Below are 20,046 nucleotides of genomic sequence, written 5' to 3'. Positions count from 1 at the left end.
CCGGTTGGTATGTGCTGCCTTACGGAAGGCTCAACGGCTTTCTGCCAGGCCCTCCAGAAGAATTTTCAAAAAGATTTCAGATACCTTTGAATCGGTTTCCCGCCCTGCCGGATCAAACCAGAAATAACTCCAGTTCGCCATTCCAAGAATTCCGAGAGCCGTTATATCCACCGGCAAATCATTTCTAAATTCACGCCTCTCCATACCTTTTTGAATGATTTCCTCAATTTGTTTCCGGAATAAATCCCGTTTTGAGGCAATCAGGCTAAGGTGAGGCTCGCTTAAATTCCTCATTTCCCTAAAGTAGACTTTAGCACTTAGCCCTTCTTTTTCAATGTCATGAATAAGAAGGTATACGACTTCATACAATTTTTCTTTATATGACTTCTCTGAATCTTCCAAAATGGCTTTTTGCTTTTCCAGCAAGCTGTCGATATAGGATAAATGAATATCCATGAGCAGCTGTTCTTTGCTGGTAAAATAATAGTAAAAGGTCCCTTTTGTCACTTGAAGAGTATTGACGATATCCTGTATGGATGTCTCTTTGAATCCTTTTTCTGCAAAAAGCTGAATACTTGTTTGTCTTATGCGCTCTTTCATTCGTATGTCCTCTCCATCTAGCCGGTTTTGCTCGATTATAGCATAGCCGGTAAAGAATTAGACGTTCTTCGCTGCTTCCTCTCTTAGAGCCCGTCTCAAAATTTTCCCCACATTTGTTTTAGGGAGCTCTGAACGGAATTCCACTTCACGCGGAACTTTAAAGGCTGCCATCTGGTCCCGGCAAAATTCGATAATTTCCTCTGCAGAAGCACTCATTCCCTCTTTGCATACAATAACCGCCTTAACCGTTTCTCCCCTGTATGCATCCGGTACTCCAATAACAACCGCTTCTCTTACGGCTGGATGCTCATAGAGCGCTTCTTCTACATCGCGAGGATAAATGTTGTAGCCGCTCGCAATAATCAAGTCCTTTTTCCGGTCAACGATGGAAAGATAGCCATCCTCGTCCATCCTGGCAAGGTCTCCGGTAAACAGCCAGCCATCCCTTAGTGCAGCAGCCGTCTCTTCCGGCATGTTCCAGTACCCCTTCATAATCTGCGGTCCGGCAATGATCACCTCACCCAATTCACCTCTTGGCAATTCTTCCATTCCTGTTGCAACATCGACAATTTTGTAGGCAGTCTGCGGAAAGCCAATTCCGACACTTCCCGGTTTCCGCTCACCAAAGCTCGGGTTGCAATGGGTGCAGGGTGAAGCCTCTGAAAGGCCATAGCCTTCAAGGATCCTCGCTCCTGTTTTCCGCTCGAATTCTTTAAGCAGTTCAACCGGCATCGGAGCACTGCCGCTGTTGCAGATCCTGATGCTGCTGATTCCGTACTCTTCAGCCCGCGGATGGCTTGTCAGCGCTACGTACATGGTAGGGACTCCAGGGAAAATGGTCGGCTGCTCCTGCTTGATCGTTTGAAGCACTTCTTCAAGATCGAACCTCGGAAGCAGCACCATACAAGAGGCGGTCAGGATGGAAAGGTTCATACAGGAGGTCATGCCAAACACATGAAAAAACGGGATAACCGATAAGCACTTTTCTTCTCCAGGCACAATGTCTTCTTTAAAAAATTCGTAGGATTGATAGACGTTTGCCACAAGATTTTTGTGGGAAAGCATCGCTCCCTTTGAGCGTCCGGTCGTTCCCCCGGTATATTGAAGAACAGCGATGTCATGCTCTGGCTCGATGCTCTCCGGCGTAAGTTTTCCGGCCGTTCCAGACAAAAAAGATTCAAAACTGAAGTCCGCTCCTTCCGGGACGTCGGTATGGCCCGGAGTAAGGGTGACCGTTATAATCTTCTTAAGCTTCGTCTCACTTTTGATGGCCTCTGCTTTTGGATAGAGCATGTCATAGACAATCAGCGTTTCAGCCCCGGAATCTGTCAGGATGTAAGAAAGCTCCCGTTCCATCAGCATCGGATTAATTTGGGTAACCATCCCGCCGGCTGTTAGTGTGCCATAATAAGAAACGACATACTGCGGACAATTCGGCAGCATAATGGCCACCCGGTCTCCCTTTTTCACTCCGCTTTCCTGAAGGGCAGCAGCAAAACGCTCCGCCATTCCGGCAAGTTCCTTATAGGAAACCGTTTTTTGATAAAAAGTGATGGCTGTTTTTTCTCCATGCTCATGAGCCGTTTTTCGGAGCAACTCGTGCACGGGGATGTCAGGGATGTCGCATTGGTGGCTGATCTGTGATGGGTAGTTTGCAAACCATTGGCTATTTTTCTCCATTTTTATCCCTCCTGATATCAGTACGTCAATGTTCCTCCGTCTACAAGCAATGTGCTCGCGGTAACAAAAGAAGCGTCCTCACTTGCTAAGAAGAGGGCTGCCTTCGCTACTTCATCCGCGCTTCCGGGTCTGCCAAGTGCATTTGCTCCAGATATAACCGGCCAGTTTTTCGTATCTTCCTTCCAGTCTTTGATCATATCTGTATCAATGACTCCCGGTGCAATGGCATTAACCCGGACATTTTTCTTCCCATACTCCAGAGCCGCATTTTTAGTGAGCATAATGACGCCGGCTTTGGATGCGTTATAAGGAGCCAGCAGCTTTTTCCCCTTCAAGCCAAGAATGCTGGATGTATTGATTACACTTCCGCCTCCGCTTTCAAGCAATTTTGGAATCCCGTACTTCATGCCGAGGAAGACCCCGGTGAGATTGATGTCAATAACCCTTTGCCATTCCTCGAGAGTCATATCTGCAAGCCTTACACTCTCGTTTCCAACGCCAGCATTATTGAACACGATATGAAGCGAGCCAAAAGCTTCTGAAGCTTCATCCATAAGATTTTGCATCCCTGGTTCAGAAGCGACGCTGGTTTTGATAAAGATGGCTTCACCTCCTTGACTGTGAATGAGGGAGACAGTCTCTTTCCCGCTTTCCTCATTTATATCTGCTACTGCTACCTTCGCCCCTTCCTTTGCAAAAAGCAGTGCGGCAGCCCTTCCAATTCCGGCAGCTCCTCCTGTGATGACCGCCGCTTTCCCTTCTAATCTCATCCCTTCCCCCCGCTTTCTTTATAAAACGTGCGTTCCTCCGTCCACAATCAAGACATCGCCAGTTACGTAATCCGAAGCCTTTGAGGCAAGAAACAGGGCAGCACCTTTTAAATCCTGATCTGTCCCGAACCGCCCAAGCGGCGTTCCCTGCAGAAGGGAGTCCTTGCCCTTTTCTATAATGACCTTAGACATTTTTGTCGGGAAGAAGCCCGGGGCAATCGCGTTAACATTGATGCCGTGCTGGCCCCATTTTGCAGCAAGGTCTTTTGTGAATGTGATGACTGCCCCTTTACTCGTGTTATAGCCGATCGTATCCATAAACCTTGGATCCGCTCCCCCAAGTCCTGCTACAGATGACACGTTAATGATCTTCCCGCTTCTTTGCCGGATCATATAACGGCCCGCTTCCTGTGACATTAAAAACGTTCCTGTTACATTTACGTTCATCACCTTCTGCCAGGCATCAAGGGGCATTTCCTCCGCCGGTGCCCCCCAGGTGGCTCCACTGTTATTGACCAGGATGTCAATAGCCCCGAATCTTTCATAGGCAAGCTGCACCGTTCTTTTTACATCTTCCTGGGAAGTTATATCGCATTCAAGAGCAAGTGCCTGGCAGCCTGTTTCTTTTTCAAGACGAAGCGCCGTCTGTTCGCACGCTTCCTTTTTCCTTGAGCAAAGCACAACATTCGCACCTGCCTCAGCCAATCCTTCCGCAATCTGTTCACCTAAGCCTCTGCCGCCTCCCGTGATGATGGCCGTTTTTCCCTTCAGGTTAAATAATTCATGTACATGCACGCGCTTCACCTCAAACCGTCTGTAAAGAGACGCCGTATTTTTTCAGTTCCATTCTCGCAAGCTGAGCCTTATGCACTTCATCCGGACCGTCAGCAAGTCTTAACGTTCTGGCGTTTGCCCATTGTGCGGCAAGCGGAACGTCCTCTGAAACGCCGGCTGCGCCAAATGCTTGAATGGCACGGTCAATAACCCTTAATGCCATATTAGGAGCCACCACCTTAATCATGGCAATTTCCGGTTTCGCCACCTTGTTCCCGACTGTATCCATCATGTACGCGGCTTTCAGTGTCAAAAGTCTTGCCTGTTCGATATCAATGCGGGATTCGGCAATCCAATCCTGGACAACCCCTTGCTTGGATAATGGCTTCCCAAAGGCTTCCCGCTTTTGTACACGCTTACATAATTCTTCAAGTGAACGCTCTGCTGCCCCAATCAGCCTCATGCAATGGTGAATTCTGCCTGGTCCAAGCCTTCCCTGTGCAATTGCAAATCCTTTTCCTTCTCCCCAAATCATATTGGTGGCTGGAACTCGGACGTTTGTAAAGGAAATTTCCGCGTGTCCGTGCGGGGCATGATCATACCCGAATACAGGAAGGGTCCTCTCCTTTTTCACCCCTGCTGTATCCAGCGGAACAAGAATCATTGACTGCTGCTCATATTTCGGAGCATCCGGATCGTTCTTTCCCATAACAATTGCAATTGTGCAGCGCGGATCTCCAGCACCCGACGACCACCACTTTCTGCCGTTCACAACATACTCATCGCCATCTTTTGTAATGCTGCAGGAAATATTCGTAGCATCAGAGGACGCAGCTTCCGGTTCGGTCATGGAAAAGCAGGAGCGTATCTTTCCTGACAGCAGCGGTTCAAGCCACTGTTTCTTCTGCTCTTCCGTTCCATAGCGCACAAGCACCTCCATATTCCCTGTATCCGGGGCTCCGCAATTAAAGATTTCCGGAGCGATGAGCGATCTTCCCATAATCTCGCATAACGGAGCGTATTCAAGATTTGTAAGACCAGCACCGTATTCGCTGTCTGGCAGAAATAAATTCCACAAATCCCGCTTCTGTGCTTCTTTTTTAAGCATTTCCATCACTTCCGGCACCCTCGTCCAGCGCGATTCCTGCTCATTCAATTGCTCTTCATACCGTTTTTCGTTCGGATAAACCCATTCATCCATAAAATCATTCAGCTTTTTCTGCAAATCCTGGACCTTTTCTGAGTAGGAAAAATTCATAGTGCTGTTCCTCCTTTATTTCCGCTAACTGACCGGTTGGTATGTAACTCCCTCTATCATATACTAAATATTCTAAAATTTACAATAGCAGTTTTGCAGAATCTCATTGAATGGTTTTAAAGCATTGATTTAAAGGACCTTAAAGCTAACGTTTAAAAACCATCATACATACTCCATCTTTAAAAATTCATATGTACCGCCATTTGTATTCTGCGCAAACGTCCCAGAATCCTTAAATCCAACTTTTCTGTAAACTTTTATCGCTCTTTGATTAAAGGCAGCCACTGATAATGTTAATTTCTCGGGATCATAGTTATTTTTCACAAACTCTATGCCGGATTTTAGAAAAGCCACTCCCTCACCTTTGCCGGTAAAGTCCGGTCTCAATCCTAGGCTTATATCAAAAATGTGATCGTTTACTTTATTCAAGCTAAAAAACCCGATCAATTCATTGCAAATAGTAACAGAATACGTGTATTTCCCACGCGTTTCCGCGTTTACAAATCCCTCCAAATCCTCTTTATCCGCTTCCATATCATAAAAAGAATAATCTCCATCATAATGCCAGTTAAAAGCGATTTCCTCTGCTTGTTCCTGGGTCATTATTTCAAACGTATAAGACATCAGTATCCCCTCTAACCCTGCTTCTTTTTGGAAACCTATATTAGATTTCATCTCTTTACAATGGACACACTCGCTATCTTCTTCTGCGCTAAAAGCGCCAGCATCAGACAAGTATAGGCTTGCGGGAAACCGCTGGGTTCCTGCAAGCCTTCATTAAAGAGTTCGTTCAATTCTGTTTCAAATACTCGCTCATCGCACTTTTCACCTTAGGGACAACATAATGGCTGCCGCCCCGCTCCTTAACATCCTCAATCATCATTGCAACGAGCAATCTCGGATTCTCTGTGTTTGAGGCAACAAACCATCCATTTTCCTTTCCTTCTTCCCCTTTTGCCAATTTCAGCTCGGCGGTTCCGGTTTTACCGGCAAGCTCAATCCCTTTCGCCTCGGGTTTATGCCCCGTTCCATAAGGATCGCTGATAACAGCCTTTAAATCTTCCATTATTAGAGCGGCATTTTCAGGCGTTGCGCTTTCTTTTTTCCAATAAGACGGTTCAGCTTTTTCTCTTTTTTCCAAATACGGCTGAATCATGTCTCCCTGATTATGAAAAACTGTATAGGAGGCTGCCGCATGCAGCGGGCTCATCAGCACTTCTCCCTGTCCAAATCCAGAATCTGCCAGCTGGCCTTCGGACTGGATTCCGTTATTGGATACGGATGAGGGCTCGGTCGGAAACGGATAGAAATCAAGCTCTTCTCCAAAGGCAAACCGTTCTTCAAGCTCTGATTCAAAGGTTTCTGCACCGATGGAAAGGGATGCTCTTGCAAAATAAATATTATCTGAAGTGACCAGGGCATCCTTTAAGTTCACCTTTGATAGGCGTTCAGAAACACGCGTCACTTCATAGCTTCCCCAGCCATCCTTAGACCAGGTCAAACCGCTGATGTCTTCCTGCTTTACAGGATCCAGCTTGCCTGTTTCCAGCCCAATCACAGCCGTCAGAGGCTTTATTGCAGATCCAGGTGAATAGAGCTTGTTAAAACGGGCCACAGCCGCTCCCTGTTCTCCATTGTTATAGGCGTCCCATTCTTCTTTCGTCCAGCCAAAAAGAAAGTTGTTCGGGTTATAGGAGGGCATACTGACAAGCGCAAGTGTCTCCCCTGTAAGCGGGTGAATAGCTGCAGCTGTTCCTTTATCCTTTTTCAGTTGGCTGGAAAGGCTTGTCTGCAGGGTGCTATCAATCGTTACGTGCAGATCACGGCCATCCTTTGCAGGTTTTTCTGCAATGACTTCCTCCCCTTCGCTTGTCTGGATCCTCCAGCCTGCTTCCCCGCGCAGTTCATTCTCATACACTTGTTCAAGCCCTCTCGTTCCAATCATTGAGTTAGCGGAGTATCCATCACCCTTTTGCTCTTCCAGCTGTTCAGCCGTTATAGGGCGAACATATCCCACTAAATGCGCTGCATGTTCGCCCAGCGGATAATAGCGCGATTGGACCTCTCTTTTTTGAACCCCGGGCAGTGCCAATAATTCTTTGAGCACTTCTTTATTCGCAGGATCGACTTTAGCAATTGGAACAAAATCGCTTTCCCTGACCCAATCCGCTCCCAGAGCCTGTTCAACATTTTCCTTTGAAACAGGAAGCAGCTCTGTCACTTTTGACAGGACCTCCTCTTTCTTGTCCTTTATTCCCTGCGGAACTATGCCTATTTCATTAACGGCTGCGTTCACTGCCAGACCTTCTCCATTACGGTCAAACAGCTGGCCCCGCTTTGGAGACGAAGAAATGACCCGTACTTCTTCCCCTTCTTTCAGCTGTGGAAAGATAAAAGAAGGGTCCCATTGCACGAACCAATCTTTGCCCTTCTCCTTCTCCTCCTGGACAAGCGATGCTTCATGCTCAAATTCAACCGGGCCCGCCAACGTTTCCATTGAAGCGGAAAATGAGAGCTTTACAGGCTCGCCTTCTTTAACCTCCACTTTTTCCTTCGTTTTATTAACGCTTATTTTCAGCTTTTCCACTCCAAGATCCTCATAAATGGTTTTATACCGCTTTACAAATTCTTCTTCAGAAATTTTTTCTTTGCTGTCAGCTGTCAGCTGATCATACATTTCATTAAATTCCTTATCATTCCACTTTTTTATGTACTGGCTCATTCGTTCTTCAGGTGCCGGCTCGTTTGAACAGCCAGCCAGCAAGAGAAAGAACAAGGTAATCATCCACGCAGCCAATCTCAAGAAAAAAGCCCCCCTGTTATTATTTACCTCATCCATTGTATCATATGGAACGTTTTTACAATGACATTTCGCTTTACCCCTTTGCTGCCGTTTGCAACAAAAAGAAGAGGATGGGACATAACTAAATTAACCATGCTTAAAGACGAATATTATGCTGGTATTTTTTAATTCGTCAGCAATAAAAACAAGATCGTTTCATTGCGCTACGGCCACTCGCTTTCCACGGGGAGGAAGCTGAGCCTCCTCGGCTTCGCCTGCGGGGTCTCAGCCTTTCCTCTATTTCCCGTAGGAGTCGAGTGTCCTCCGCTCCATTCCACTAGTTTTTAAAGAATATGTGTAAGTTCCACAAATCTATTAACAACAAATAAAGACCCGAACTTTTAGACGAAAGATTTTGTAAAAATCTCAGCTAATAGTTCGGGTTTACCTTTAGCTAAAATACTTTTGTCCCAGCCTCTTCTTTCCAATGATTATTTCGCCAGCTCATAAATGGCCTGAGCGTATATGGCTGTAGCCCGAATCAGATCTTCAATTTCAATGTACTCGTCCTTTTGATGAGCAATGTCTGGCCTTCCCGGGAAAAGCGGACCGAACGCGACTCCTGCTTTTAATGAACGGGCATATGTGCCGCCGCCAATCGAGATCAGGCTTGCCTTTTCTCCTGTCTGTTCTTCATAGACACCTGCTAACGTTTTGATAAGCGGGTGGTCGGCTTCCACATAGTGGGACGGCGAGTCGCTGAACAGTGTCAGCTCAGCCCCATCGATGGATTCAAGTGCATTCCTAACCGGTTCCGGGCTGCAAGTGACAGGATAACGCACATTGACTCCGAGCTCGCCCGTCCCTTCCCCGTATTGCATCGTGCCAAGGTTGACGGTCAAGTCTCCGCTTACCTCATCGTTTGTTTCAATGCGGAGCGCTTTGCCTCTAGTATCTTGGTAGAAGTGTTCTTTAATAAAGGCGGCAAATTTTTTCCCGGCACCATCAAGATTAATTGAAGCAAGGAAGGCTGCAAGACTTACACCGGCATTCTTCCCGTTATTTGGCTCCATTGCATGTGCAGAGACCCCCTCAATCTGAAGCTTCGTTACCCCGCTGCCTCTCTTTATGCTGCCCTGTACTCCATCTTTCTTTAGCCAGGCATTGAACTGAGCCTCCAGTTCATCTGCCCCCTTTAGTTCTGCTTCAGCGAAATCAGGGACCATATTAAAGCGGCGTCCGGAAGAGAAAGTTGTAAGCGTCATTGAGGCATCTTCAGCTGAATGCGGGGTTTTGAACCGAAGTTTCGCATCAATAATCCCCTTTTCAGCATGAATGATCGGAAAATCAGCATCTGGAGCAAAGCCAATGTCCGGCATTTTTTCATGTTTGAAATAGTGGTCCACACAGCGCCAGTCGCTCTCTTCATCGGTTCCAATGATCATGCGCACTGTCTTATTCAGGCTGACCCCTGAATCCTTCACGAGCTTCATTGCATGATACGCAGCCATCGTCGGCCCTTTATCATCCAGTGCTCCGCGTGCAAAGATTTTTCCGTCGCGGATTTCCGCCCCGTAAGGATCCGAACTCCATCCGTCTCCTTCCGGAACAACATCTATATGACAAAGAATTCCGACAATCTCATCCCCGCTGCCCATTTCGAGATGACCGGCATACCCATCCAGATTTTTCGAATCAAAGCCATCCTGCTCCCCTTTATTTAAAAGATGCTCGAACGCTTGTTGAATGCCTTCACCAAACGGAGCCCCCTTTTTTCCCCCTTCTTCATCCAATACACTTTTGATTTTCAAAAATTCCTGGGTATCCTGAATAATCTGGTCGCGTCTTTTCTCTGTTTCTTCAATCCAATTAACCATCATAATCCCTCTCTTCTCAGATATGTATGAAAAACCTGTATATATGTTAAGATACCAAACGGGATGCTTGTATGAAAGAATTGCAGAAAAAAACAATCAGACCGCTTGCATTTTTAGCTAAAAACGAATATTATTAATAAGGTTTTGAAATAATGTTCGTATTATTTGGAGGTTTCTCATGTTTAAATTAAAAGAAAACCAGACCACTTTAAAAACAGAAATCATTGCTGGCTTTACGACCTTTCTTACCATGGTTTATATTGTGGTAGTTAATCCGCAAATACTTTCTGCTGCAGGAGTCCCTCCCCAGCAAGTATTTGTCGCAACCATCATCGCATCGATTATCGGAACGCTGTGGATGGCACTATTCGCTAATTATCCGATTGCCATTGCACCGGGGATGGGCCTGAATGCTTACTTTGCTTTCTCCGTTGTAGGAGGACAAGCGAACATCTCTTATGAAGTAGCCTTCGCTTCTGTATTTGTGGCCGGTATCATATTTGTAATTCTGTCTCTTACGCCATTTCGAAAACAGCTTATCGAGGCCATTCCATCAAATTTAAAAAACGGAATCACCGCTGGAATTGGATTGTTTATCGCATTTATCGGACTTCGTACGTCAGGAATCGTCGCAGATCACCCTGAAAACCTTGTATCCCTGGGCGACCTTCACTCCGCACCCGTTGTTTTGACACTTATCGGCCTTGCCATCACACTTGTCCTTATGTCACTGAACGTGAACGGAGCGATTTTCATCGGGATGATCGTTACCGGCCTGATCGCTTATTTCACCGGCCAGCTTGACATTAAAGAGGTGGTAGCTGCCCCTCACCTTCCTGAGGGAATCATCATTAATCCGATAACAGCTTTTGCTGACGTCATTCACTATGGTTTATATGCGGTTGTCTTCTCCTTCCTTCTCGTTACTATTTTTGATACGACCGGAACCATGATTGGAGTAGCGCAGCAGGCAGGTTTAATGAAGGGGAAAGAGCTTCCTAATGCGAGAAAAGCGCTTCTGGCTGATTCATCCGCTACAACAGTTGGAGCCATGTTCGGAACAAGTCCGACGACGGCTTACATCGAGTCTTCTGCCGGTGTGGCAGCCGGAGGGAGAACCGGACTTACAGCATTGGTTGTCGCCATTCTGTTCGCCATATCCTCCTTTTTCTTCCCGCTCGTCAGCGCCGTTTCCGGCATACCAGCCATTACGGCCCCAGCTTTAATCATCGTCGGAAGCTTAATGATGGGCGCAATCGCCAACATCAATTGGGGCGAACTGGACGAAGCTTTTCCAGCCTTTCTCGTGGTCCTGAGCATGCCTCTTACATCAAGCATCGCAACCGGAATTGCGCTCGGATTCATATCCTATCCGCTGATGAAAGCAGCTAAAGGAAAATGGAAAGAGGTTCATCCATTTGTATACATCTTTGCTGTCCTGTTCTTTATTCATCTTGTCGTGATTGGTTCACATTAACTGTAAAAATCATCCTTACAAAAGCCAGCATCTGCTGGCTTTTTATGTTTCTAAAGAACTATCAGCAAGTCGAAAAATAGCAGGTATGAATTCCTTGTTTATTACAGTCATAATTTTCTGAATTCAATACATATAGTAAAGCAAAACCGTGATTTTTATAAGGCAATATGTTAATATTGTGTAAATTCAAGGCTCAAGGTAGAATCTTCTCGCTTGTTTCGTGTAAAATATGATTGTAGCTTCAACTATACCAATTAAATAGGCTAACACAGGGACATCATTAGTGGTTGACATCCTAGATTGCTGCAGGTCTTTAGACCTGTTCGATCAAAAAATAAGGAGTGGTTTTTTGAAACCTTCAACTAACCGTATGCTAAACCGTATCAAATCTGTTTACATGTTCATCATGGAAAGAGGTACCGTTACAACTCAGCAGCTTGTCGACGAATTTGGTATTACACCAAGAACGATTCAGCGTGATTTAAATGTGTTAGCATACAACGAGCTTGTCAAAAGCCCTGCAAGAGGTAAGTGGACGACTACAAAGAAGAAAGTAAAACTCACATCATAAGCAAGAATGGTTGAACACCTATACATAAAAAGGAACCTGTTCTGAACAGGTTCTTTTTTTTACAGCTCTTATCCGTTTTTTTCAGAAAGCAAGCTTTCCGGATCCCCGGCCGTTTATAAAAAATCAGCAGGCTTGCTGTTTCGCAGCACCTCTACCTCTTCATCCGTCAAATCACGGTACTCCCCAGGTTCGAGATCCGCATCCAGCTCTAAATCACCCATCGTCAGCCTTTTTAAAAATGTGACTTTTTTTCCGACCGCCTCAAACATCCTTTTCACCTGATGAAACTTGCCTTCTGTAATGGACACCTTAATTTCAGAAGGATCCCCTCCAGTCAGAATCTCCAGTTTTGCGGGCTTTGTCAGATAGTCATCATCAAGGGTAACTCCTTTTTTAAAGGCAGCCACATCCTCGTCCGTAACGGTTCCATCTATAATCGCAAAATATGTTTTCGCTACATGCTTTTTCGGCGACAGCAGCTGATGGGACAACTGGCCGTCATTTGTAATGACAAGCAGCCCTTCCGTATCTTTATCCAGTCTGCCTACCGGAAACGGATCCCGAACAGCATCCTCCGGCGTTAAAAGATCAATGACCGTCGGCTGGGACAGATCCTCTGTTGCGGAAAGGACACCTGGCGGCTTGTTCATCATCAGATAAATAAACTCTCGGTATTCGATCTTTTCTCCATGAACGGTCACCTCCTGTGTTTCAGGATCTACATGGGTCTTTCCATCCTTAATTACCACTCCGTCTGCAAGAACAGCACCGGTTTTCAGGAGCTGCTTTACCTCTTTCCGGCTGCCATAGCCGATCGTGGAGAGCAATTTATCCATTCTCATGACCATTCACCTCATACTGAAAGGAAAGGCTGTCACGCCTTCCCTTTCTTCCTTCTGTTTAAAAATGAAAAACGCGAGCCAAGGAGCTTTTCCAGCAAATGCGTCTTATGCGAGGTGTAAAGATAAACCGCAGCCCCGCCCCCGACCGTCAAAACAAGCATAAGTGCCGATGAAATTTTGCCCTCTTTAAAATGAATAAAGATCTCAGCGATCGATTGAATACCCGATACAAACACACTCATGACCACCGTAAGCATAAGGATCAGGATCGTCCTCTTGAAAAACTGCCTGAAATGGAAGTGTGCATGCCTCTTTATCATCGCAAAACCGTAAATGATCGAGACAATGAACCCTAGTGCTGTGGCGATGATTGACCCTTGCGCACCTAACCATACGATGAGCGGATAATTCACCGCTGCCTTAATAATAAGTCCTATTGCAAGGCTGATCACTGCGAGCTTTTGCTTGTTGACCCCCTGCAGGATGGCCGCATTCACTGTAAAGTAGCAAAACAGCAATGCAGACGGAGCCTGCCATTGCAGAAGAAGTGCCGCCTCTGAAGAATATCCGAAAAAGAATTCATAAATTGGACCAGCGAGCACCATCATGCCGGCAGCAGCGGGCATAACCAGAAACATGATAATCTGGAATGCCTGGTTAATCTGGCGGTGTACCTGGCGCATTCCCCCTGTTGAAAATGCCCTTGTTATGGATGGAACTAAAGTCAATCCGAACGCGGTCGCAAGTGAAACTAGAATCATTATTAGGGAGCGCCCTTCAAACTGAACGTGGGAAAAGAGAGCTTTTGCTTCCTCATCAGTCTTTCCGATTTCTCTTAAAGCCCCGTACATCGTTCCTTGATCAATAAGCTGATATAGCGGAATCGCTAAGCCGATAAAAATAAATGGCAAGGAATAGGTGAGAAGCTCTTTAAAAAGCTTTCTCATTTTCACATCTGAGGGCGGTACGGTATTTTCCTGCATGGCTTCAAGGCGGTTTTTATACTTTTGCCAATAAACATACAGAACGAGCAGCCCGCCAACTGCACCCACTGCAGCGGCCAAAGTTGCGTATCCTATCGCTTCTACTAAAGGACCTTCAAATTCGATGTAGACAAGGTATACAGATGCAAGCAGAAAAACGATTCGGAAGAGCTGTTCAACCACCTGTGAAACTGAGGTTGGCGCCATCATCTGATGGCCCTGAAAAAAGCCGCGCAAAAGCGCCATAATTGGCACAACAATAAGGGCCACACTCAGCATTTTTATCACGTATTCCACTTCTGCAATAGAACTGGATGGGGTATCTTCTGACCTAAGAGACCATGCTGCAAGCTCAGGAGCGAGCAAATACATCGCAGCAAATGAAGCAAGTCCGGTTAAAAGCATGACGATCATTCCATTGCGGAACATTCTCAGGCTTGTCTGATAATCTCCCATCGCATTGTACTTCGCTACAAATTTTGATACAGCCATTGGAAAACCGGCCGTGGCTATACTTAAGAATATAACGTAAGGGGTATAGCCCATCTGATAGAGTGCCGTCCCCTGAGTGCCTACCAATGCTGTAAACGGAATGATATAAATCATACCGAGCAGCCTGGAAATGTATGTACCAAGCGTTAAAATAAACGTGCCTTTTAGCATTTTATCTGACATATCTTTTATCACCGTTCTTGTGAAATTAGGTTCAACTTTATTAGTTTAACATAAGCAGGCATGGAGAGGAAAAAGTTGTGGAATTTAGCAGTTTTTCTTGAATGCAGATTTCGGCTATAATGAATGAAGGTTAAAAAGAAGGTTGTGACACAATGAAGTACGATGTAATTGTAATTGGGGGCGGTCCTTCGGGACTGATGGCAGCCATCTCGGCCGGAAGCAGGGGTGCGCGCGTACTCCTGCTTGATAAAGGGAGCAAGCTTGGACGTAAGCTCGCCATATCAGGCGGAGGCCGCTGCAATGTAACGAACCGCCTTCCCGTTGAAGAAATCATCAAACACATTCCCGGCAACGGCCGATTTTTATACAGTGCCTTTTCTGAGTTCAGCAACGAGGATATCATCTCTTTCTTCGAGGGACTTGGTGTTGGACTGAAGGAAGAAGATCACGGAAGAATGTTTCCGGTTTCCGACAAAGCCCAGTCAGTTGTCGAATCTCTCCTGAACGAGCTGAAAAGACTGAACGTGCAAATCCGTGTGAACGAGCCGGTTAAACGGATTGACTATGAAAACCAGCAGGTTAAAGGCATCACACTTAAAACTGGTGAATGCATTGAAGCAGACGCTGTTGTAGCTGCGGTAGGAGGGAAGAGCGTCCCCCACACAGGCAGCACCGGGGATGGCTATGCATGGGCGGAAGCTGCGGGCCATACCATTACCGACCTTTTCCCGACTGAGGTTCCTGTTACATCCAGCGAACCATTCATAAAAAACAAATCTCTTCAGGGTCTGGCACTGAGAAGTGTGGCACTAAGTGTCCTGAATCCCAAGGGCAAGACCGTAATCACCCACAAAATGGACATGCTCTTTACCCATTTTGGCATCTCCGGTCCTGCTGTACTGCGGTGCAGCCAATATATCGTGAAAACGATGAAGAAATACAACGCTCAATATGTAAGAGTCACCATCGATGCCCTTCCCGGCCGCAAGGAAGAAGAATTGTTCCAGGAATTGATTAAAGCTGGAAAAGAAGAGCCGAGGAAAGCATTAAAGAACCTGTATAAAGGGCTGCTGCCGGAAAGATACTTGCTTTTCCTCCTTGAGCAGCAGGAAATCGATCCAAGTGAGCCTTATTCACAGACCTCCCATGAAAAACTGAGGGGATTCGCAAGATCATGCAAACAATTTGAATGTAAGGTGGACGGCACCCTTCCGCTGGACAAAGCCTTTGTAACCGGAGGAGGAGTTTCTGTTAAAGAAATCCACCCTAAAGAAATGGCTTCAAAATTTATGCCTGGCCTGTACTTTTGCGGGGAAATTCTGGATATTCACGGTTATACCGGTGGATATAATATTACAGCCGCCCTCATTACAGGGAGGCTTGCTGGCGGTAATGCCGCTGAATACGCATTGTCCAAAGAAGAAAACCCGGTTTAACCTAGACCGGGTTTTTTAGAATCATCCTCTCTCACTCCCCTTGAGAATTGAAAAGCAGGCATGCTGCTCTTCAGGACCGGTATAAAACCATGGCCGAAAAACAGTAGACCTGCTCACCTTCTGCATCACATGAAGCAGCGACGGAGAATTTAATATCCACAAGCTGCTCATCATCCAACTCGGCCAGAAAACAGTTGATTTCTTTTTCTAAATCCTTTTCATGCTCTTCATCAAACAGCACAACTTTCATTCAATCAGCACCACCCTAAATCGCAGGCCTCCCCGTATTGCTGCTGCCCGCCGTTTCGTTCATATAATTTATAGATCCGTCCATTCTCGATGACAAATCCTTCAATTAAATCATATTGCTTGCCCTCTTCGTTTATGACAAGCCAGCCGATGGAATTCTTTCCGCAAAACAATTCAATGAGGTCGTCACTAACCTTCGCTGTTACGCGCCTTGTGATATCGAGCCTATGAAAATCCTCCATCGCCCATCCCCTCCTTAACACAATGTATGAGAGCAGGGGTTATTTATGTTAACGCTTTCATAATTGGCGACTGACTCTTTTTTATAAGGAGACGCTGAGTTTCTCCAAGTACGTTCTAAAATACAGGAATGCAGGTGGTTATAACATAGGATCGCTGTTTACGTATAGCGGATAGATCGTTCATTTGCTTACCTTTTATCAGCGAAAACAGAAACTTGAGAACATCGTATTCAGCGGACATAGAATCTTAAGGGAATATTGACATTCCTCAGCATGCTCCCTTACTTTTTCTTCTTTTTGGACTGGTCTGCTGCCGCTTTACTTTTACTGACACTCTCAAAGGCAACAAGGATTCGGGCATTTTTTTCATCGATGGAGACAATTTCTAAAACTTTTCCTATTCGGCCTTTAATTTTTATATCTTCTCCAATGGCTGGAACTCTTTTCACCATCTGGCTCAGTACGATGCTTTTCCCATCAAAAAAATGAACGGTCATCACCATGATATCACCTGTTTCTTATGAAATGGATACAGAGAAAGCATCTCTGCCTCTCATAAAAATTATCGGTTTGCTGCAGTGTTTAGAACGAAATATTTTGGATTTATGTGTATGCAGCAAAAAGACCATGCACCTGTCACGATGCATGGTCTTTTACCGGTTATTGCTTCGGTACGGTCTCGCCCTTCCATTCAAGCATTCCGCCTGTCATATTGACGACTTTGTAGCCCTGCTCCTGAAGATAGGCCGCCACATTTTCGCTGCGGCGTCCTGAGCGGCAAATAAAGATGTACTCTTTATCCTTATCCAGTTCGCCGGCTCTTGCAGGAATGTCACCCATTTTTATATGTTTTGCTTTTGAGATCATCCCTTCTTCGACTTCTTCATCTTCGCGTACATCAACAAGCTCAATATTCTCTCCATTTTTAAGCTTTTGCTCTACTTCTTCTGCTGAAATTTCTTTAATCATCGTTTAATCAGCTCCCTGTTTTCATCATACTTTTATTATATCAGGCGGGCAGGCGGGTTGCGAATCGCAGGATTATGCAGGAATCCTGCAGGTTACTGGTGAATAGACGTTCTATACAGGAGGGGATGATGTGAGAGAAATAGACAAACGAAACCGTTTGGATAAAAAGCCCTTCAGCTTTCAGATTGCAAAAAATCAGTCAGTTTTTCTATTGTACAAAGGAAAGCAGGTGAAAATAGTAAAGGACGGAGAGGCGGAGAAGTTTTTAGCAAGAATAAATCTAGCTAAGGATGAGCATGAGATTCAGCTGATTCTGGCAAAAGCTACAGGTAACTTTAAACGGGGAAACGAACGCAGGCAATAATATCTATAGTAAAAAAAGCTTGCAGAAGTATCTCTGCAAGCTTCTATCAGGTTATTCAGTTCGCCACAATATTAATCAACTTCCCAGGAACTGCAATCACTTTGCGGATGGTTTTCCCATCAAGCTGTTCTTTCACTTTCTCATCTTGAAGCGCAATCTGTTCCATCTCTTCTTTTGAGGCTTCGGCCGGAACAAGAAGTTTTGCTTTTACCTTGCCGTTAAATTGAACGACTACTTCCACTTCATCTTCCACAAGCTTGGACTCATCATACTGCGGCCATTTTTCGTAGGCAATGGTATCAGAGTGACCAAGTTTTTCCCAAAGCTCTTCTGCAAGGTGGGGAGCGATTGGAGAAAGAAGCTTTACAAAGCCCTCCAAGTATTCTTTAGGAAGCTCCGTCGCTTTATATGCTTCGTTAATGAACACCATCAGCTGGGAAATCGCGGTGTTGAAGCGCAGCCCTTCGATGTTTTCAGTTACTTTCTTCACAGTTTCATGGTAGACCTTCTCTAAAGACGGATTTCCGCTGTTTGTAACCTTCGAAGTCAAGTTTCCGTCATCTTCAATCAGCAATCTCCATACGCGGTCAAGGAAGCGTCTTGCTCCATCCAGCCCTTTTTCAGACCAGGCGATGGAAGCTTCAAGCGGTCCCATGAACATTTCGTAAAGACGAAGCGTATCAGCACCATGGCTTTCCACAACTTCATCCGGATTCACAACGTTGCCCTTTGATTTACTCATTTTTTCATTATTTTCACCAAGGATCATTCCTTGGTTAAACAGCTTTTGAAACGGCTCTTTCGTTGGAACCACGCCGATATCATAAAGAAACTTGTGCCAGAAACGTGCGTATAGAAGGTGGAGCACCGCATGCTCGGCCCCTCCGATGTACGTATCAACCGGCAGCCATTGTTTGATTTTTTCCGGATCCGCTAAATGGTTTTCGTTCGCTGGATCGATGTAGCGCAGGTAATACCAGCAGCTTCCCGCCCATTGCGGCATCGTGTTCGTTTCTCTGCGTCCTTTTTTGCCCGTTTCAGGATCTGTTACATTCACCCATTCTGAAATATTGGCAAGCGGCGATTCACCCGTACCGGATGGTTTGATTTCTGTCGTTTTCGGAAGGACAAGCGGAAGCTGATCTTCAGGAACTGCAGACATGGTGCCGTCCTCCCAATGAATGATTGGAATCGGCTCACCCCAGTAGCGCTGGCGGCTGAATAGCCAGTCACGCAGGCGGTACGTTACCTTCTTTTCGCCTTTGCTGTTTTCTTCCAGCCATTCAATCATTTTTTGAATCGCTTCTTCTTTTCCTAATCCGTTCAGGAATTCCGAGTTTACGTGCTCTCCGTCACCGGAGTAAGCCTCTTTCGATACATCGCCGCCTTGAACGACTTCTTTAATCGGAAGCTCGAATTTCACAGCGAATTCATAATCGCGTTCATCATGGGCAGGCACCGCCATAATCGCCCCGGTACCGTAGCTGATTAGGACGTAATCTGCCACCCAGATCGGCATTTTTTCGCCGCTCACAGGGTTAATGGCATATGCACCCGTGAAGACACCGGTTTTATCCTTTGCGAGATCTGTTCTTTCCAGGTCAGACTTGGATTTCACTTGATTGATATAAGCATCTGCCGCTTCTTTTTGATCCGCTGTTACAATCTTGCTCACCAGCTCATGCTCAGGAGCAAACACCGCATACGTTGCACCGAAAAGAGTGTCCGGTCTTGTCGTGAAAACGGTGAAGCTCTCCTCGTGTCCATCTACTTCAAAATGAACGTGAGCTCCCTCTGAACGGCCAATCCAGTTGCGCTGCATTTCTTTAATGCTTTCCGGCCAGTCTACTTCATCCAAATCTTCTATCAGACGATCTGCATAGGCTGTAATTTTCAGCATCCATTGCTTCATCGGACGGCGTTCGACCGGATGTCCGCCCCGCTCGCTTTTCCCGTCAATGACCTCTTCATTGGCAAGAACGGTTCCAAGTGCCGGACACCAGTTCACGGCTACCTCATCAATATAGGCTAAGCCTTTTTCATAAAGCTTGAGGAAAATCCATTGTGTCCATTTATAGTAGTGAGGATCGGTTGTGTTGACCTCGCGATCCCAGTCATAAGAAAAGCCAAGTGCCTGAATTTGGCGCCTGAAATTGTTAATGTTCTTTTCCGTAAATTCTGCCGGGTCATTTCCTGTATCCAGGGCAAACTGCTCAGCAGGAAGTCCGAATGCATCCCATCCCATCGGATGAAGCACATTGTATCCCTGCATCCGTTTCATCCGGGAAAGAATGTCTGTCGCTGTAAATCCTTCCGGGTGCCCGACATGAAGACCTGCTCCTGACGGATACGGGAACATATCAAGCGCATAAAATTTAGGGCGGTTCGGTTCCTCACCTGTTTTAAATGTCTTGCTGGCAAGCCAATGCTTCTGCCATTTCTGTTCGATTTTCTTATGACTGAAACTCATAAACATCCTCCTTGTTTTCGCTGAACG

General features: G+C 45.9%; 19 protein-coding genes. 4 read left to right on the top strand and 15 right to left on the bottom strand.

Annotated elements, in window-relative coordinates:
- Nucleotides 1-30 precede the first annotated feature (30 nt).
- The 8 genes from ACQCV8_RS05095 to pepV all read right to left on the bottom strand — a co-directional run bounded on the left by ACQCV8_RS05095 (nucleotide 31) and on the right by pepV (nucleotide 9,744).
- Entirely contained in the window at nucleotides 31-600 is a 570-nt protein-coding gene (locus tag ACQCV8_RS05095) for a TetR/AcrR family transcriptional regulator (RefSeq protein ID WP_426843481.1), read from the bottom strand.
- A gap of 57 nt (nucleotides 601-657) precedes the next feature.
- A complete protein-coding gene (locus ACQCV8_RS05090; protein WP_426843480.1) occupies nucleotides 658-2,280 on the bottom strand; it encodes a long-chain-fatty-acid--CoA ligase in 1,623 nt (540 codons plus the stop codon).
- A 17-nt stretch (nucleotides 2,281-2,297) separates the two neighbouring features.
- Nucleotides 2,298-3,050, bottom strand: a complete 753-nt coding sequence (locus ACQCV8_RS05085; protein ID WP_426843479.1) for an SDR family NAD(P)-dependent oxidoreductase — start codon at nucleotides 3,048-3,050, stop codon at nucleotides 2,298-2,300.
- 18 nt (nucleotides 3,051-3,068) lie between these two features.
- Nucleotides 3,069-3,845: an SDR family oxidoreductase gene (locus ACQCV8_RS05080; protein WP_426843478.1), complete on the bottom strand. Its 777-nt coding sequence runs from the start codon at nucleotides 3,843-3,845 to the stop codon at nucleotides 3,069-3,071.
- A 10-nt stretch (nucleotides 3,846-3,855) separates the two neighbouring features.
- The gene (locus ACQCV8_RS05075) at nucleotides 3,856-5,082 is read right to left on the bottom strand and encodes an acyl-CoA dehydrogenase (protein WP_426843477.1); all 1,227 of its coding nucleotides are present in this window, start codon (nucleotides 5,080-5,082) and stop codon (nucleotides 3,856-3,858) included.
- A 162-nt stretch (nucleotides 5,083-5,244) separates the two neighbouring features.
- Nucleotides 5,245-5,706: a GNAT family N-acetyltransferase gene (locus ACQCV8_RS05070; protein ID WP_426843795.1), complete on the bottom strand. Its 462-nt coding sequence runs from the start codon at nucleotides 5,704-5,706 to the stop codon at nucleotides 5,245-5,247.
- A gap of 166 nt (nucleotides 5,707-5,872) precedes the next feature.
- Complete coding sequence (locus tag ACQCV8_RS05065; protein ID WP_426843476.1) at nucleotides 5,873-7,885, bottom strand: penicillin-binding transpeptidase domain-containing protein; 2,013 nt, start codon at nucleotides 7,883-7,885, stop codon at nucleotides 5,873-5,875.
- Between the two features lie 470 nt (nucleotides 7,886-8,355).
- Entirely contained in the window at nucleotides 8,356-9,744 is a 1,389-nt protein-coding gene (gene pepV, locus ACQCV8_RS05060) for a dipeptidase PepV (RefSeq protein WP_426843475.1), read from the bottom strand.
- A 175-nt stretch (nucleotides 9,745-9,919) separates the two neighbouring features.
- Between pepV and ACQCV8_RS05055 the strand changes: the two genes are divergently transcribed.
- Together ACQCV8_RS05055 and ACQCV8_RS05050 are read left to right on the top strand one after the other, a co-directional pair.
- Nucleotides 9,920-11,218 carry an NCS2 family permease gene (locus ACQCV8_RS05055; RefSeq protein WP_426843474.1) on the top strand — a complete coding sequence of 433 codons (1,299 nt, stop codon included), beginning with the start codon at nucleotides 9,920-9,922 and terminating at the stop codon, nucleotides 11,216-11,218.
- A gap of 349 nt (nucleotides 11,219-11,567) precedes the next feature.
- Entirely contained in the window at nucleotides 11,568-11,789 is a 222-nt protein-coding gene (locus tag ACQCV8_RS05050) for a DeoR family transcriptional regulator (RefSeq protein WP_426843473.1), read from the top strand.
- 113 nt (nucleotides 11,790-11,902) lie between these two features.
- Here ACQCV8_RS05050 and ACQCV8_RS05045 read toward each other — a convergent pair whose 3' ends face one another.
- Both ACQCV8_RS05045 and ACQCV8_RS05040 read right to left on the bottom strand, forming a co-directional pair.
- Nucleotides 11,903-12,631 (bottom strand): pseudouridine synthase, encoded by a 729-nt coding sequence (locus tag ACQCV8_RS05045; protein WP_426843472.1) that lies wholly within the window; start codon nucleotides 12,629-12,631, stop codon nucleotides 11,903-11,905.
- A gap of 32 nt (nucleotides 12,632-12,663) precedes the next feature.
- On the bottom strand, nucleotides 12,664-14,289 hold the full coding sequence (locus ACQCV8_RS05040; RefSeq protein ID WP_426843471.1) for a putative polysaccharide biosynthesis protein: 1,626 nt from the start codon (nucleotides 14,287-14,289) through the stop codon (nucleotides 12,664-12,666).
- A gap of 152 nt (nucleotides 14,290-14,441) precedes the next feature.
- On the opposite strand from ACQCV8_RS05040, the gene ACQCV8_RS05035 reads away from it, so the two are divergent.
- Complete coding sequence (locus ACQCV8_RS05035; protein WP_426843470.1) at nucleotides 14,442-15,725, top strand: NAD(P)/FAD-dependent oxidoreductase; 1,284 nt, start codon at nucleotides 14,442-14,444, stop codon at nucleotides 15,723-15,725.
- A gap of 70 nt (nucleotides 15,726-15,795) precedes the next feature.
- On the opposite strand, the gene ACQCV8_RS05030 is transcribed toward ACQCV8_RS05035, so the two are convergent.
- The 4 genes from ACQCV8_RS05030 to ACQCV8_RS05015 all read right to left on the bottom strand — a co-directional run bounded on the left by ACQCV8_RS05030 (nucleotide 15,796) and on the right by ACQCV8_RS05015 (nucleotide 17,185).
- Entirely contained in the window at nucleotides 15,796-15,975 is a 180-nt protein-coding gene (locus tag ACQCV8_RS05030; protein ID WP_426843469.1) for a sporulation protein Cse60, read from the bottom strand.
- Between the two features lie 4 nt (nucleotides 15,976-15,979).
- Complete coding sequence (locus ACQCV8_RS05025) at nucleotides 15,980-16,216, bottom strand: DUF2553 family protein (protein WP_426843468.1); 237 nt, start codon at nucleotides 16,214-16,216, stop codon at nucleotides 15,980-15,982.
- 281 nt (nucleotides 16,217-16,497) lie between these two features.
- The gene (locus ACQCV8_RS05020) at nucleotides 16,498-16,713 is read right to left on the bottom strand and encodes a hypothetical protein (protein ID WP_426843467.1); all 216 of its coding nucleotides are present in this window, start codon (nucleotides 16,711-16,713) and stop codon (nucleotides 16,498-16,500) included.
- A 163-nt stretch (nucleotides 16,714-16,876) separates the two neighbouring features.
- Nucleotides 16,877-17,185, bottom strand: coding sequence for a rhodanese-like domain-containing protein (locus ACQCV8_RS05015; RefSeq protein ID WP_426843466.1), 309 nt, complete (start codon nucleotides 17,183-17,185; stop codon nucleotides 16,877-16,879).
- Between the two features lie 130 nt (nucleotides 17,186-17,315).
- On the opposite strand from ACQCV8_RS05015, the gene ACQCV8_RS05010 reads away from it, so the two are divergent.
- Nucleotides 17,316-17,549, top strand: coding sequence for a hypothetical protein (locus ACQCV8_RS05010; RefSeq protein ID WP_426843465.1), 234 nt, complete (start codon nucleotides 17,316-17,318; stop codon nucleotides 17,547-17,549).
- A 55-nt stretch (nucleotides 17,550-17,604) separates the two neighbouring features.
- Here the strand turns inward: ACQCV8_RS05010 and leuS are convergent, their stop codons facing one another.
- On the bottom strand, nucleotides 17,605-20,019 hold the full coding sequence (leuS, locus tag ACQCV8_RS05005) for a leucine--tRNA ligase (RefSeq protein WP_426843464.1): 2,415 nt from the start codon (nucleotides 20,017-20,019) through the stop codon (nucleotides 17,605-17,607).
- Nucleotides 20,020-20,046 lie beyond the last annotated feature (27 nt).

The organism is Metabacillus sp. 84, assembly GCF_050107715.1.
GTDB lineage: Bacteria > Bacillota > Bacilli > Bacillales > Bacillaceae > Metabacillus_B.
Note: the sequence above shows the minus strand (reverse complement) of the source record. Positions and strands in the feature narration are given on the sequence as shown.

Bases quoted from the DNA above. Each gene is read 5' to 3' on its own strand.
- pepV (WP_426843475.1), bottom strand. From the start codon at position 9,744: ATGATGGTTAATTGGATTGAAGAAACAGAGAAAAGACGCGACCAGATT.
- leuS (WP_426843464.1), bottom strand. From the start codon at position 20,019: ATGAGTTTCAGTCATAAGAAAATCGAACAGAAATGGCAGAAGCATTGG.
- ACQCV8_RS05035 (WP_426843470.1), top strand. From the start codon at position 14,442: ATGAAGTACGATGTAATTGTAATTGGGGGCGGTCCTTCGGGACTGATG.
- ACQCV8_RS05085 (WP_426843479.1), bottom strand. From the start codon at position 3,050: ATGAGATTAGAAGGGAAAGCGGCGGTCATCACAGGAGGAGCTGCCGGA.
- ACQCV8_RS05070 (WP_426843795.1), bottom strand. From the start codon at position 5,706: ATGTCTTATACGTTTGAAATAATGACCCAGGAACAAGCAGAGGAAATC.
- ACQCV8_RS05055 (WP_426843474.1), top strand. From the start codon at position 9,920: ATGTTTAAATTAAAAGAAAACCAGACCACTTTAAAAACAGAAATCATT.
- ACQCV8_RS05015 (WP_426843466.1), bottom strand. From the start codon at position 17,185: ATGATTAAAGAAATTTCAGCAGAAGAAGTAGAGCAAAAGCTTAAAAAT.
- ACQCV8_RS05040 (WP_426843471.1), bottom strand. From the start codon at position 14,289: ATGTCAGATAAAATGCTAAAAGGCACGTTTATTTTAACGCTTGGTACA.
- ACQCV8_RS05025 (WP_426843468.1), bottom strand. From the start codon at position 16,216: ATGGAGGATTTTCATAGGCTCGATATCACAAGGCGCGTAACAGCGAAG.
- ACQCV8_RS05095 (WP_426843481.1), bottom strand. From the start codon at position 600: ATGAAAGAGCGCATAAGACAAACAAGTATTCAGCTTTTTGCAGAAAAA.
- ACQCV8_RS05090 (WP_426843480.1), bottom strand. From the start codon at position 2,280: ATGGAGAAAAATAGCCAATGGTTTGCAAACTACCCATCACAGATCAGC.
- ACQCV8_RS05075 (WP_426843477.1), bottom strand. From the start codon at position 5,082: ATGAATTTTTCCTACTCAGAAAAGGTCCAGGATTTGCAGAAAAAGCTG.
- ACQCV8_RS05030 (WP_426843469.1), bottom strand. From the start codon at position 15,975: ATGAAAGTTGTGCTGTTTGATGAAGAGCATGAAAAGGATTTAGAAAAA.
- ACQCV8_RS05020 (WP_426843467.1), bottom strand. From the start codon at position 16,713: ATGACCGTTCATTTTTTTGATGGGAAAAGCATCGTACTGAGCCAGATG.
- ACQCV8_RS05045 (WP_426843472.1), bottom strand. From the start codon at position 12,631: ATGAGAATGGATAAATTGCTCTCCACGATCGGCTATGGCAGCCGGAAA.